A 14559-nucleotide genomic window follows, 5' to 3' on the forward strand; every position below is an offset into this window, starting at 1 on the left:
TCCGCCTTGCCGGACTCGGCCCGAACACCGCCCCTTCACCCACCCCCCAATTGCCGGTCGGTCTCAAGGGGTGGAGCCGCATCGCAACGGGGCGGGGGCGGGATGACGCGCCCGGTCAGTGCGGCGCGGGGCCGCTGGAGCCACGGGAGAGGAGCTCGAACGGGGTGCTCGGGGACGAGGTGGACTGTGGTTCGCCGGCGACGAGGGCGAGCAGGGAGGCCATGGCCCGGCGGCCGAGCGCTTCGCGGTCGAAGCCGACCGTCGAGATGCTGGGCCGGAAGTACTGGGTGAACTGCTCGTTGTCCCAGCCGAAGACGCTCACGTCGCCGGGCACGTCCATGCCACGGTCCTGGAACCCGCGGATCACCCCCATGGCGACGAAGTCGTTGGCCGCCAGGACGGCCGTCACCCCGGAGTCGGCGGGCAGCTCCTGGGCCGCCAGGTAGCCGGAGGACACGGACCAGTCGCCCTCGTGGACGCCGTAGGACTCCAGTCCGAGCGCGGCGACCGTCTCCTCGTAGACGGCGCGGCGGTTGAGCGCGGAGGCCCAGTCGGGAGAGCCCGCGACGTGGAGGAAGCGGCGGTGGCCCAGCTCTGCGAGGTGGCGGACGATGTCCCCGGCCGGAGCGCCGTCGGCGAACTGACCGCGGGCATGCAGGTTGTCGTCGTACTCGCCGTACACCAGGACGGGCCGGCCACCGGCTGCCGCGATGACGGCCTCGCTGAGAGGCGTCAGCGACAGGACACCATCGACCTGCTGGCCGTCGAGCAGGGCGACAACCTCCGCCGCGCGGCGCGCCGCGTCCCCTTCCAGACCCATGACGTCCATGCTGTAGCCGGCCTCGCGCGCCACTTGGGAGGCTCCTCGCAGTACCGGGACCGGAACGAAGTTGGTCAGCGCCGGCAGGACGATGGCAATCCGGTTGCTGCGATTGGTCCGCATCGAGCGCGCGACCAGGTTGGGACGGTAGTCGAGCTCCTCGACCGCCTTGTCGATCTTCTCGCGAGTCGCCGGGCGCACGCTGTCCTGGTTCCGCAGATATCGCGAGACCGTCTGGTGAGAGACCCCCGCAAACCGCGCGACCTCCCAGATCGTCGCGCGCTTCTTCCTCGTTTCTGGACGAGCTTCACTCACCATGCGACCGACGGCACCTCTCCGGAATTCCTTGGCATATACAACGATCACCCCGAGCATGCACCGCACCCCCGCCCCTAGGCGCCCGGCTTCCCGATTCCGGCCCCGCCGCCAGCCCGGGCGTCGGGCGACGACGGTTTTCGGATCTCAAGGCAGCCCGACCTGAACTGCAGGTGATCGATCACTACGTTCACGGTACCGGCGCACCGGTGCCGCCGGAAGACCTTCCACCGCACCGGCGAACCGCTCCGGACGACCGATGGGCGGGGCCGGGCATCCAGCCGCACCAGGCACGCCGCCCCGCGGACGCGGCGCCCATCGTGCACACGGTGGCGGATTCCACAGGGCGACGGTGGCCGACACCGGCCGGCGGGCGCCGTCCGATCGCGGCCGCCGCCTTTGACGGTGCAGTTGTCAGCCGGCGTGATCAATGCGCCCTTTTATGCAACCGCCCCCGCTCCGCTCTCACTTGACCAGCTTTTGGAGGCGACCGCGGGGCGCTGCGCGCACTACCGGGACGCCTACGGCAATCGGGGAGGGCCAGATCCGTCCGGGCGCACCGGGACCGCCAGGGTGATCGATCACTGCACGAGTATTGACGCTACTGTGATCGATCACTATGTTCATCGATTACCACCGCGTTGCAAGGAAGTGAACGAGGCGGACCCTGCCGCACGGCCCCGGACCGGACGGAAGGCAAGACCGAGCGGCATGGAAAGGCCCCCGCCACAGCGGCGACCGCCCGCTCCCTGCCCAGCGCCCCATCGATCAACCGTTCAGGCGCATCGTGAATACCTGCTGGAATTCATCGGCAGCGGCAGTACCAATGCCTTCAAAGGACATCTCCGCACCTGGCCGCGGTCGCGGAACGTCCCCGGTTCGTACGTGGCCCACAGGAACAACCACCTCCACCGTGGCAACGACCGTCCTACCCCGTCAGCGACACCAACGCTGCGACCGGTGACCCGCACTGCGCCCCGCACGCCGCCACGCGCACCCCGGCCACCATCCGACATCCGCCCACCCCGCGACCACGCGCACGACTGTTGCCGCCGTCAAGCCGGACGCCCGCTCACGTCAGATCACTGTGCCGCCCGACAGAGGCGCACATTCTTCCGGCGGCAGAGCCGGCCGGCCGCCGAGGGTATCGCCGCCTGCCTGTCTGCCGGCGGTCGAGACCGCAGTCCGGCGCCCTGGGCCACCGGATCACATCCGACCACGATTCTGCGGTGAACACATTTCGGCAGGCTCTTGACTTCACCGCCGGCCGGACTCTCTAATTCTCGCCACCAATCCCCGACGGTCGAATCTTCCTGACCGTTGAAGGGACTTTCCCTTTCACGGGAATCAATCATAGAAGGGATGCATTATGGCCGGGACGGCTTATTGGACGAGGAGGGCCGCGGGCCTCGTGGGCACGCTCGCGCTGGGTACCTGGGGTCTGATGGTCGTCCCGCCACCGGCAGCCGCCGCGACACCGGAAACGTCGGTCACCGTGGACGGCCACGGCCTCGGGCGCGTCTTCGACGGCATCGGGGCGGTCAGCGGGGGCGGCGGGAATTCCCGCCTGCTGATCGACTACCCGGAGCCCCAGCGCAGCCAGATCCTCGACTACATGTTCAAGCCGGGCTACGGCGCCGCCCTGCAGATCCTGAAGGTCGAGATCGGCGGCGACACCAATTCGACCGACGGCGCCGAGGACTCCCACGAGCACATCCAGGGCCAGGTGGACTGCAACACCGGCTACGAGTGGTGGCTGATGGAGCAGGCCAAGGAGCGCAACCCCCAGATCAAGCTCGCGGCCCTCGCCTGGGGCGCGCCCGGTTGGGTCAGCGCCAACGGCAGCGACATGTGGAGCGACAAGGCCATCGGCTACCTGAAGGACTGGTTGGACTGCGCCAAGAACACGCACCACCTGACCGTCGACTACTTCGGCGGCCGTAACGAGGTGGGTCCGCCGCCGGCGGCCTGGTTCGAGAACCTTCGCTCGTCCCTGAACAGCGCCGGGTACAGCGGGGTGAAGCTCGTCGCGGACGACGACTGGTCGGGGTTCCCGAACCCGGGGGACACCACCGGTACGTGGCCGCTCCTGGGCAAGCTGCAGGCCGACCCCGCGTACGCGGCCGCGGTGGACATCATCGGGCACCACTACCCCTGCGAGGGCGTCAACGGCGGCACCAACGGCACCGGCACCGCCTACAACTGCCCTGTCCCGGAAGCGGCGAAGCAGCTCGGCAAGCCGATCTGGGCGAGCGAGAACGGCTCCCAGGACCTGAACACGGGAGCGGCCCCGCAGATCCGCACCATCACCCGCGGCTACGTCGACGGAAGGATCACCGCGACGTTCAACTGGCCGCTCATCGGGGCGCTCTACCCCAACATGCCCTTCCACACCGACGGCCTGCTCCAGGCCAACCAGCCCTGGTCGGGCAACTACAGCGTCGGCACCTCCGTGTGGAGCACCGCGCAGGTCACCCAGGTCACGCAGCCCGGCTGGCAGTTCATCGACTCGGCCTCCGGCTACCTGGCCGGGAGCAGCGGCACCGCCACCTCGCCCGGCAGCTACATCTCCCTCAAGTCCCCCAACGGCACCGACTGGTCGACCGTCGTGGAGACCACCACCGCCGGCGAGGCGCAGACCGTGCACCTGCGGCCGACCGGCGGCCTCACAGCCGGCCCGCTCCATGTCTGGGCGACGAACCTGAACTCGAAGGACCCCGGGCAGTACTTCCAGCAGCAGACCGACCTCGCCCCGGCCGACGGAGGCTACACCTTCACCGCGCAGCCGGGCTGGGTGTACTCCCTCACCACCCTGACATCCCCGGGGCGGGGCACGGCCACGGCACCGCCGCGCGCGGCCATGTCCCTGCCGTACGGCGACGACTTCGAGAGCGCCCCGGCCGTCGGGCACATGCCCGCCCTGCTGGCCGACATGAACGGTGCCTTCGAGGTCCAGCCGTGCGACGGCGGGCGCGCGGGCAGCTGTGTGCGCCAGATGGCCCCTGTGAAGCCGTTGCCGTGGGGGAACGTCTCCGACCCTTACACGCTGATGGGTGACGGCAGCTGGCGGGACTACACCGTCGGCGTCGACGCCCTGCTCCAGCAGCCCGGCGCCGTGCGGCTCATGGCTCGTGCCGGTACCCAGTCCGGCCCGGCCTGGATCAACTCCTACTACCTGCAGGTGTCCGACACGGGCGCCTGGTCCATCGTCAGGACCGACTACCAGGGCGCCCAGAAGACCACCCTCGTCTCCGGCACCACCACGGCACTGGGCACCGGCACCTGGCACCACCTGGACGTGACCGTCCAGGGCACCGCCATCACCGCCGCCGTCGACCACACCGTCCTCGGCTCCGCCACCGACACGAGCCACCCCACCGGACAGGTCGGCGTCGGCCTCGACTCCTACCGTACCCAGGAGTTCGACAACCTCACCGTCACCCCGATCGGCACCCAGCCCACCCCCTACACCTACGCGGTCACCAGCGCCCTCACCGGCCAGGCCCTGGACCTCGCCGGTGATCCGAACGCCGAAGGCGCCAAGACCGTCCAGCAGCCCGTCAGCGGCGCCGCCAGCCAGCTCTGGAGGCTGACCGCGAGCAGGGGCGTCTTCACCCTGGCCAACGGCGGCAGCGGCAAGGTCCTCGACGTTCCCGGCAACAGCCTCGCCGACTCCGTCCAGCTCCAGCAGTCGGCCCCCGGCGCCGGCACAGGCCAGCAGTGGGGCATCACCCCCGCCCCCGGCGGCGCCTACACCGTCACCAGCAAGCTCAGCGGCAAGGCCATGGACGTGGACCACGCACTGACCACCCCCGGAACCAAGATCATCCAGTATCACTCCACCGGCCGGCCCAACCAGCGCTGGAACCTGCGGATGGTCCCGGTCGACGGCGTCGGCTACCCGATCGCCAATGCCGCCACCGGCCAGAACATGGACATGAGCGGCGGGTCCAAGTCGGCCGGCGGGTTGGCCGTCCAGTGGCCGGCCAACGGGGCGCCCAACCAGGTATGGGACCTCCACACCGCCGCGACCCCGGGGAACTTCACCATCACCAACCGCAACTCCGGGCTGTGCCTCGACGTCGCGGGCGCGGTGACCACCGACCAGGCCAAGGTCCAGCAGTGGACCTGCACCGGTGGTCGCAGCCAGCAGTGGTCCTTCCAGCAGACCCCCGACGGCACCTGGACCCTGACCAACCTGAACAGCGGGAAGGTCCTCGACACCGCCGGCGCCAGCACCACCAAGGGCGCCCAACTCGTCCAGGCCGCCCCTTCCGGCACCGCCGCAACCCAGCAGTGGACGTTCCTGGCCCCTTAGGTCCTCCTCCCCCTCCTCGTCCCTCCCTCCCTCCCCCTCCCCTCCCCGTCCCTCCCTCCCCTCCCTCGTCCGCACCCCGACGGCAGGCCGGCCCCCTCACCCCACAAGCCCGCCGGCCGTCCCCGCAGACGAGAGCGCCACCCGCGGACGCGTGGCCCCCTCACCGGAGCCGCTGATCCGCCGCCACCCCCACACCCGGAAGGTACGACACGATGAGACGCACTCTCCTGCCGCGCTCGGCGCGCGCCAGACGGTACCCCGGCGTTCTGCTGAGCGCCCTCGCCTTCGCCTCGGCCGCGGCCGTCGGCACCGTGATGCCGCCGACGGCGATGGCGGCGAGCGGCGGCACGACGTACTACGTCAGCGCTTCCGGCGGAAGCGACCAGAACGCCGGCACGAGCTCCGGCTCGCCCTGGCAGTCCCTGGCCAAGGTCAACGCCACCACCTTCCAGCCCGGGGACACGATCCTCTTCAAGGCGGGCGACTCGTGGAGCGGCCAGCTCTGGCCCAAGGGATCGGGCGCCGCCGGCACCCCCATCAAGATCACCCAGTACGGCACCGGCGGCAAGCCCCAGGTCAAGGGCGCCGGAACCGTCGCGGACGCCGTCAGGCTGTGGAACCAGCACGACTGGGAGATCCGCAACCTGGACGTGTCCAACAACGCGCCGGCGACGGGTACGCCCGGGGCCAACCTCGGCGATTTCCGCGGGATCCACGTCGGCGGTGACAACGGGCAGCAGCTGAACCACTTCGTGATCGACTCCGTGGACGTGCACGACGTCACCGGCGAAATCAGGTGGATCTTCGGCACCACGCCCAGCAAGCCGGGGATCTCCTGGGGCAACGGCTGGGACCGCTCGAAGAACACCGGCGGCATCGTGTTCAACACCACCGTGGCGAACATCGCCTCGCCGCCGAGCACCGCGACGGTGCTGGGCGACGTGACGATCGAGAACTCCGCGATCCGCAACACCTCGTTCGCCGGGATCGTCTTCAAGCAGTACACCGGTGACGCGCCCGGGGCCGTGCCCACGGGATGGGGGGCCCGGACCAGCGCGACCGATCCCAAGTACACGCCGTTCACCCAGGTGACGGTCCAGCACAACTACATCACCCAGAACGGCACGACCTACGGGTGCAACGGCATGTACATCACCGGTGTCCGCAACGGCACGGTCCAGAACAACCTGGTCGACCGCGCCGGCACCTCGGGCATCGAGCTGTTCGCCACGGACCACGTCACCGTGCAGCACAACGAGGTCGCCGGCACCCTGAAGCGGGCAGGCGGTACCGACTCGAACGGCATCGACACCGACATCGCCACCACCGACTCCGTCGTCCAGTACAACTACCTCCACCACAACGGCGAGGGCTACCTCGCCTGTGCGTGCCTGGACAACCTCGGATTCGGCGACGCCGTGTTCCGGTACAACGTGCTCGCGAACAACGCGGACAGCGCCATCCACCTGGCCAACAACCCCGGCTCCACCACCAAGTTGTACAACAACACGGTGTACAACACCGCCCCGACCATGATCTACCAGCAGAGCACCGGCGCCACGGGCGGCACCAACACCTTCACCAACAACATCTTCCACACCACGGCCGCCGGCGCCACGATGGTCACGAACGCCGTCACGACGTACAACAACAACCTCTACGGCGGCACGTCACCCTTCGTGCCCTCCGACGACACCACCGCGGTGAAGGCGGACCCGCAGTTCGCCAGCCCCACCGCCGGCGGCACCGGAACCGAGGCCACCGGGCCCGCACTGAACGCCGGCCTCAACTGGCGGATCGCCACGACCTCACCCGCCGTCGACGCGGGCATCACCATCGGGACGAACGGCGGGGTGGACTACAACGGCGCGGCCGTTCCCGTCGTCCCCGACCTGGGAGCCCTCCAGCACACCCCGCCCGCCGGCACCGTCTTCGGCGACGACTTCGACGCCCTGCCCACCGGGGCGCTGGCGAGCGGGACCGACGGCTGGACGGTCGCCTCCACCGGCAACGAGGTGAACGTGTCCGGCACGCCGAACTCCACCGACAGGAGCATCCAGTTGGTCCGGCGGCAGGACACCGGCGGCATCGCGGGCACGAACCTCACCCGTACCTTCCCGGCGCCGCTCACCGGTACCGTCACCGTCGAAGCCGACGTGATGCGCAACGACCAGGGAGTGAAGGGCGACTACTTCGGGCTGCCCTACCTGTACAACAGCGCGGGCGACCAAGTCGTCAGCGTCGGCCTCTTCGAGGGCAACATCGTCGCCTACTCGGGAACCACGCGCCAGGTCATCAAGCCCTACGCGCAAGGCACCTGGTACCACGTCAAGCTCGTCGTCGACACGACACACCAGTCCTTCGACTTCGACCTCAACGGCCGACGGGTCATGACCGCCGCGCCGTTCCGCACCACCGCTCCCGCCATCGCCAGCATGGCGTTCTACGCCAACGGCGGCAATTTCGGCAGCGCCTACGTCAACAACGTCAGCGTCCACTGACCGGCCCGAGCCCCCGCTCGACCGGATCCGCGTGCGGCCTCGCAGCCGCACGCGGATCCGGCGCGCCCACAACGCCGACCGCCGGCGGGACCCACTCCGCCGCCGGCCTCCTCGGCCTCTTCTGCCGGGTCGCGCCATCACCCCCAGGACACGGGCACGGGGTGGGCAGGGTGCCCACGCCGACCACCATCGATCGGCACCCAAGCGCGGACTCAGAGCCGGAATCTCGAAATCCTCGACTGTGCCGCCGCACGCCACTGACCGCCCTCCACGGCCTCGGTGAGACGTCACTGCGACGCCCTGACCCCGCGACCCCTCGGAGTCGTCCGGCACCGCCATGGGCGGCGGAGCCGCTGGTGCCCTTCTCGGTGCCGTCTCACGGTCTGGGTGGCCCGCCGGTGCGGCTGCCGGCAGCACCCGGGGCATCACGGACATGGGTGCGGGTGACGCCGAGCTTCTTGAGGGTGTTGGCGACGTGGTGCTCGGCGGTGCGCGGGGAGATGGCGAGGACGCCCGCGATGTGCTGGTTGGTGGCGCCGTCGGCAAGGAGTTCGGCGACCTGCTGTTCCCGCTGGGACAGGACCGAGGCGCCGTCGCGCCGGGGGCGTGACGCGGGGCGCCGGCCGTTGCTGCGCAGGACCTGTTCGCAGCGGGCGGCGTCGGCGGTCGCGCCGAGGCGGGTGAAGGTGTCGAGGGCGTCGCGCAGATGGCCGACAGCTGTGTCCGGCCGGTCAGGGCTGCGGGCGAGTTCGAGGCAGCCGATGTGCTCGGCGACCTGGGCCGCGGTGTGGACGCGGCCGATGGCCCGGTAGCGGGTGCGGGCCTGTTCGAGGTGGCGCAGGGCGGTTTCGGGCTCGGTGTCGGCGTCGAGCATGGCGCGGCACCAGTGAAGTCCGGCCTCGACGCCGGGCGCGTTGAGGCCCTGGATCCCGTTCTGCGCGTCGTCGGTCAGCCGGCGGGCCGGGTCGGTGAGGCCGCAGCCCAGTGCGGCGCGTACGGCGGTGGGGGCAAGGTCCAGGGGTCGCATCCACAGGTTCTTGCGGCGCGTCGCGGCCACGACCGGGTCGAGGCGCCCCCAGGCCGCGGCGGGGTCGCCCTCCGCGAGGTCCAGCCTGGCGAGTGCGATCACGGCCATGGGACCGATCTCCTCACCGTACGCGGCGGCGAGCGGGGCCAGATCCTCGCGGGCCCTGGCCCACCGGCCGCACGCCGAGTCGAGCATCGCCCGGGCCAGGAGAGCACCGAGCCGGGCGGTGCTGTTCTCCGTGGTGTCCCGCAAGAGGGTGTCGATCCGCTCCGCCAGCTCCTGCCAGCGGCCGCCCACGAGGTCGAGGTGGAGGCGAATCGTGCGGCAGCTGAGTTCCAGGTAGGGGAAAGCGGTGCGGCGGGAGAGCTCCTCGGCCTCGTCGAGCAGGGCGCGGGCCTGGCCGTCGCAGCCGCGGGCCATCTCGAAGTACGCGGCGTCGTGCAGCGCGCGGGCTCGGTGGCGCAGGACGCCGAGGTCGGTACTCCCACGGGGAAGCAGGTCGAGGAGTTCGCGCCCCCGCGGGTCACCTACCAGTTCGAGCAAAGTGATGCGGTTGGCCAGGACGAACGCCCTGGCGTCCGGGTCGTCGCAGGTAGCGGCCAGGTGGGCGGCGCGCTCCATCAACCCGAGGCTCTCCGCGAGGTCCCCGCCCTGGGGGTTCATGAGGGTGCCGAGACTGAGCGACGCCAGGGCAGCGGCAGCCGGCCCCGGCCTGCCCTCGAGCTCGCTGATCGCCCGTTCCAACTCCGCGCGGCTGTCCCAGTGGACATTGCTGCCGGCCAGCGCGCGGGCGAGATTGAGGCGGATCTCACCGCGGGTCCCGGTCTCCAGGGCGGGGTCGGCGACGATACGGCGCAGAATCGCCTCGCTTGCCGCAGGGTCGCTGCGGACCATGGCGATGGCACTGAGGTCGAGGGCGCACCGGCCGCGCAGGTCGGGCGGCAGGGCGGGTTCGGCGAGGAGTTGCTGGAGAAGGTCGGCGGCGATGCCGTCGTCGCCGACGGCCAACGCGTGGTCCGCGGCCGCGACGGCGGCGGCGATCCAGGCCGGGGTGTCGCCGAGCAGGCGGACGTGGTGGGCGATCTGCACCAGGGCGGGCGGTTGCCGAACCTGCAGGGCCTGGGCCGCGCGGGCATGCAGGCGCCGGCGCCGGGGGGCGGGAATGGCGTCGCAGACGGCGAGGCGGGCAAGGGTGTGGCGGAATCCGTAGCGCCCGGGTTCCCCCTCGGTGAGGACATGGGCTTCGAGGGCGTCGGTCAGGCCCTGTTCTGCCTGCTCCTCGGTGAGGTGTGCCACGGCTGCCAGGAGGTCCTGGTCGGCGAGGACGGCCAGGACGGCCGCGCTCTCGACCACTGCTCGCGCGTCCGGGGCGAGCGGTCCGATACGGCTGACGACCGCCTCCTGCAGGGCACGCGGCACGCCCTGTGTCTCCAGGCTCGGGGCGGACGCGTCGGGGTGGCGGGCGAGGCGGTCGGCGAGGCCGAGGAGGTCCTCCTCAGCGGCGAGTGGCAGGCCGCCGCTGCGCTCGAACAGGTCCCGGCACAATGCTGTGCTCGCCGCGGCGCCGAGGGCGGACACCGCGAGGTGACGTACCTGTTCGGGGGACAGGGGCTGCAGCCTGATCTCGGTACCGCCGACCCCGACCGGACGGCGATAAGGCGCGCCGAGGACGGTGCCATTGCCCGGCAGGTCGCTCTCCCGGTAGGTGAGGACCAGCCGCAGCCGGTCCGGGGGATTGCGGGCCAGCAGGGACAACAGGTCTCGGGTCGCCTCGTCGGCCCAGTGCAGGTCCTCGACCATCAGCACGGCCGGCCCTATCGCCGCCAGGACCTCGTGCACGGCCCGCATCAGCAGCCGGCGGCGGGCGGAGTCGTCCGTGTCAGGGTCCAGGCCGGGGTACGAACCGGTGTGGGTGGTGGGGAGTCGATCGGCCAGGCCGGGCAGATACGGGGCCAGGACCGCTGTCGCGGGGCTGAAGCGGGTCTCGGTGGGGCACAGCGTCCATCCGGCGCGTAGCGCGTCGACGGCCGGGCCGAACGGCAGCGGTTCACGCAGCTGATGGCAGGCGGCTCGCAGGACCGGTACGCCGCCGTCGGCGAACAGCCGCTCCGCCTCGCGCAGCAGCCGTGACTTGCCGATCCCCGCCTCGCCCTCGACGAGAACCACCGCCGGGGCATGCCGGCACGAATCGGTCAGGGCACGCAACTCTCGCTCGCGACCCACGAAGGCGAAACCCGTGCGGCGCTCGGCAGTGGCCCCTGCGGTCTCCGCTTCTGCCATCGGTGTCTCCAGTCGCAACGACGGACAACGACTCATCCGATTCTCCCACCGCCGCCCGGGACCGGGCCGTACGGGCAAGCACGCCACATCCAGACCACTAGTCCACGGGTCCTTCCGGTACCGACGGGCCTTGGAGGGCTCAATCCTCGCCGCAAAACCTTGTCCCCGGAGTGGGCCGACTCCTCCGTGGCCTGCCAGGCCGGACCGTGCCGCTGCTATCCAACCCGGGCTGGTGATGTCCTTGCCGCTCGTCCGAAAGTCGCGTGTGCCTACCGGCATGAGCCTCGCCAGGGGGCTGCGGGGCGAGTTCCTTCTCACTCAACGTTGGCCCGGTCAGGCACTTCGCAGCAGGAATGCCATGGGCGTGGGCGGGTTCAGCAGGTGCAGTTCGGTGCCAGCTTCGCGGGCGTGGTGGCGGGCGCGTACGAGGGCGTTGAGGCCGCCGGAGTCGCAGAACCTGAGCTTGGACAGGTCCATCACCATCAACGGCTTCACCACCTGGCCGCCAACAACCTGATTGCCGGCATCGCCTACTCGCTGCTGCTGGGCGCACTCGGTAACTCCTACGAGCGCACCCACTCCATAGCGTGGGCCGCAGCCGCCCTCGGCAACGGGACCTGCGTCGCCCCTTGGATCGTCGCCCACTCCCGCTCCAGCACCAGCAATCTCATCACCGGCGTCATCACCACCCTGCTCACCCTCGCGGCCGCCTCCGCCGCCTGCGACCGCGACCGCGGCACCGGCACCGGCACCGGCACCGGCACCGGCGAACGCCAGAACCGCCTTCCGATGCCGGGACTCGACGACCGCTGACCCAGCGAAACTCGCACTCACCGCCGGGAGGGCTCCCCACCTTCCCTCTTCCCGACGGCCCCGCATGCCGCCACCCGCGACGGGTATACGCCCCTTGCCAGCGACCACCTCCCGGTGGAACAGGAGAGACGATGAGCGTCAGACCCGAACTCGAACCCGTAATGCGCGGCATCGCCGAAGCCGTCCACGACCACGACGACCACGTCCTGCGCCGCCTCCTGGCCCGCCTCGCCGAACAGGCCACGATCGACGACCTCTATGCCCTGCGCGACCTTCTGCCCCGCCTGCACGCCCCCGCCGGCACCACCCACTGACCGCACCACCGAGGCAGGTAGGGCCGCCCGGTGACGGCCCAACGTTGTGCGTCCCGGGTCCCGGACGGGAACCCGCCGGCCCGGCGCGGTGGCCACCCTGGTGCTCCCGGTCTCGGACGCTGCGGCAGATCGGTGAATGCAGGCTGTCGCAGGCGAGCGGCCGCAATCCGAGGGAGAAGCATGATCGGCATGCGAACGCAGTGGGTGTACCAGTTCCGGGACCGCCCAGGCGCCGGGGATGTCGAGGCCCTGGCCGGGCACGGCCGACCCCAGCCTGGCCCGCCGGCGCCCCGGCGGCGCCCTGGTGGACGGCTACATCCTGCAGAGCATCGACGCGCAGCTGCGCACCGCCGTCTACACGTGGGTGCGGGCCGGAGAGCCGGACACGGTGGCGACCTATCTGCTGGAGCTGTTGGCCGAGGTCTGCCCGAAGGAGCGGGCCCGGTAGGGGGCCGGCCGGCTTCGGGCGCCTCGGGCGAGGTGGTGGGTCAGCGGCCTTGTGGTGGGTCCCATTCGCAGAGTGTGCACCAGTCGCGCCCAGGCGTATCGCCGCGGAAGTGCACCGTGGGCTCGCCGCACATCGGGCAGGGGTGGCCCGCCTCCAGGCGGTAGGTGAAGGTGTCGAGGACAGCGCCTTGGTGGAGCAGGCGCTGTTCGTCCTGGTGAGCTTCCATGGCGGCCTCCTGGCGGGGCTGTTCTTTCTCCAGCAGGGCGCCTGCCCAATTTTCTGCGGGCCTCCCGGTCGGTGGGCCGAGGAGGCGGGTCTGGACCGCGACGTGACGGCGCCTTACGCCGACATGGGGCTCTTCGTGGCGGCGGGCCTGCTGATTGGCGAGCTGAGCGCGGGCCGCGATGACGGACAGGCCCGCGCGTTCGGCTTCGGCGCGGACCATGGCCGTGCCCAGGACCGGCAGCGCGGCCCAGCGGGCGAGCAGGGCGGCCCAGCGGGCGAGCAGGGCGGCCCAGCGGGCGAGCAGGGCGGCCCAGCGGGCGAGCAGGGCGGCCTTGCGCTCCTGGCGGTCCACGATCGCCTCGAGGTCGCCGGGACGATCGGTGCTCGCCCGAACCTCGGCCGCGAAGTCGAGCAACTGCTGGCGCAGCGGGTCGGGCAGGTCGCGGTAGATCTTGAGGCGGCCGAGGGTTCCGATGACGGGACGCTGGGGCGGGCCGCTGGAGGTCGGCGCCTGGGTGGGGTGGGTCCTGGGCGTGACGGGCGGCGGCTGCTGCGTGAGGGCGAAGGTGACGCGTACGGGGACAGCTTGGTCGAGGCCTGCCTTCTCCAGGCCGGGCAGGAACAGGATGCCGCTGTCCATGAGGTCACGGGCGATCTGCAGGGCCGACCGCACCCCGATCTCGCGCCGGCCCGGGCCCGGGACGGCACCCAGTTCGCGGGGCGTGACCGGGCTCCGGGCGGCGGCCGCCCACATCAGGTAGGCGCACAGCCGCGCCTCCGCCAGGCCCAACTGCCCCACCGCAACCGGCGACGCGAACCCCACAGCCATGCGCACAACCTCCGAGGACGACCGGACACCGAGCCGGACACGGACCGGGTCCAGGCGATTGTGTGGCGCAGCCCGGCGCTGATCTGCGGGACGGCGGGACGGCGGGTCGCCGAACCCGCCCTGGACGGGCCGCCGTGACCCCGGGCCTCAACCCTCGACCCTCGGCCCCGGCTGCGTGGCGGGAGCGGCAATCCCTCGCCCAGCGCCCGGAAGGTTCGTTCGCCGTCCAAGTGGCGTGTCGGTGGTGGCGGAGCATGACTGGCTCGTGAACGATGGCTGTCACCTGGCTGGCCATCAGCTCGGCGACCCGGAGTGATGCTTCGGCTGGCCCGCACTCGAAGGCCGGGACCAGCGTCTGCAAGCAGCCCTGTGGCCATCAGCGACTTCTCGTCCCTGCCGGTGGGGGCGTCAGGGTGCGCTGGCTGGCGTGGGCGGTATCGGCATCAGCGCAGGCCCGGCCCTTCGAATGGGCAACAGGGCCTGGAGGGCCGTCAAACATGGCCCGGGCCGGGGTCAGCGCGGTTACCGAGCAGCGCCTCGGCAACGGCGACTTGCCTCCACTCACGGACTGGTCGTCAGGGGCGGCATGGCCGGGTCCCCGCCGCCACTGTCGGCCCTGATGCTTGGCGACGCCTTCTGCCGGGGTCAGCCGGGCGGATCCGCGTCGAC

At 71.1% G+C, this 14559-nt stretch carries 9 protein-coding genes; 5 read left to right on the forward strand and 4 right to left on the reverse strand.

The genetic code is table 11. From position 1 onward, the window contains the following. Window positions 1-115 precede the first annotated feature (115 nt). Window positions 116-1195, reverse strand: coding sequence for a LacI family DNA-binding transcriptional regulator (locus tag OG689_RS43530; protein WP_323189415.1), 1080 nt, complete (start codon window positions 1193-1195; stop codon window positions 116-118). Window positions 1196-2546: 1351 nt separating this feature from the next. Between OG689_RS43530 and OG689_RS43535 the strand changes: the two genes are divergently transcribed. Both OG689_RS43535 and OG689_RS43540 read left to right on the forward strand, forming a co-directional pair. Then, entirely contained in the window at window positions 2547-5453 is a 2907-nt protein-coding gene (locus tag OG689_RS43535) for an RICIN domain-containing protein (RefSeq protein WP_266329091.1), read from the forward strand. A 212-nt stretch (window positions 5454-5665) separates the two neighbouring features. Continuing rightward, the gene (locus tag OG689_RS43540; protein ID WP_266329093.1) at window positions 5666-7954 is read left to right on the forward strand and encodes a right-handed parallel beta-helix repeat-containing protein; all 2289 of its coding nucleotides are present in this window, start codon (window positions 5666-5668) and stop codon (window positions 7952-7954) included. A 376-nt stretch (window positions 7955-8330) separates the two neighbouring features. On the opposite strand, the gene OG689_RS43545 is transcribed toward OG689_RS43540, so the two are convergent. Next, window positions 8331-11540 (reverse strand): AAA family ATPase, encoded by a 3210-nt coding sequence (locus OG689_RS43545; RefSeq protein ID WP_323189416.1) that lies wholly within the window; start codon window positions 11538-11540, stop codon window positions 8331-8333. A gap of 54 nt (window positions 11541-11594) precedes the next feature. Further along, entirely contained in the window at window positions 11595-11744 is a 150-nt protein-coding gene (locus tag OG689_RS43550) for an STAS domain-containing protein (RefSeq protein WP_323189417.1), read from the reverse strand. On the opposite strand from OG689_RS43550, the gene OG689_RS43555 reads away from it, so the two are divergent. From OG689_RS43555 to OG689_RS43565, 3 genes are all read left to right on the forward strand, one after another. After that, window positions 11673-12074 carry an SPW repeat protein gene (locus OG689_RS43555; protein WP_266329164.1) on the forward strand — a complete coding sequence of 134 codons (402 nt, stop codon included), beginning with the start codon at window positions 11673-11675 and terminating at the stop codon, window positions 12072-12074. The two genes, OG689_RS43550 and OG689_RS43555, sit on opposite strands and share 72 nt — an antisense overlap. 131 nt (window positions 12075-12205) lie before the next feature. Further along, window positions 12206-12388 (forward strand): hypothetical protein, encoded by a 183-nt coding sequence (locus tag OG689_RS43560; protein ID WP_266329099.1) that lies wholly within the window; start codon window positions 12206-12208, stop codon window positions 12386-12388. Window positions 12389-12626: 238 nt separating this feature from the next. Next, window positions 12627-12836, forward strand: coding sequence for a hypothetical protein (locus OG689_RS43565; protein ID WP_266329100.1), 210 nt, complete (start codon window positions 12627-12629; stop codon window positions 12834-12836). 40 nt (window positions 12837-12876) lie between these two features. On the opposite strand, the gene OG689_RS43570 is transcribed toward OG689_RS43565, so the two are convergent. Beyond that, a complete protein-coding gene (locus tag OG689_RS43570; RefSeq protein ID WP_266329102.1) occupies window positions 12877-13890 on the reverse strand; it encodes a hypothetical protein in 1014 nt (337 codons plus the stop codon). Window positions 13891-14559 lie beyond the last annotated feature (669 nt).

Source organism: Kitasatospora sp. NBC_00240 (genome assembly GCF_026342405.1).
Taxonomy (GTDB): domain Bacteria; phylum Actinomycetota; class Actinomycetes; order Streptomycetales; family Streptomycetaceae; genus Kitasatospora.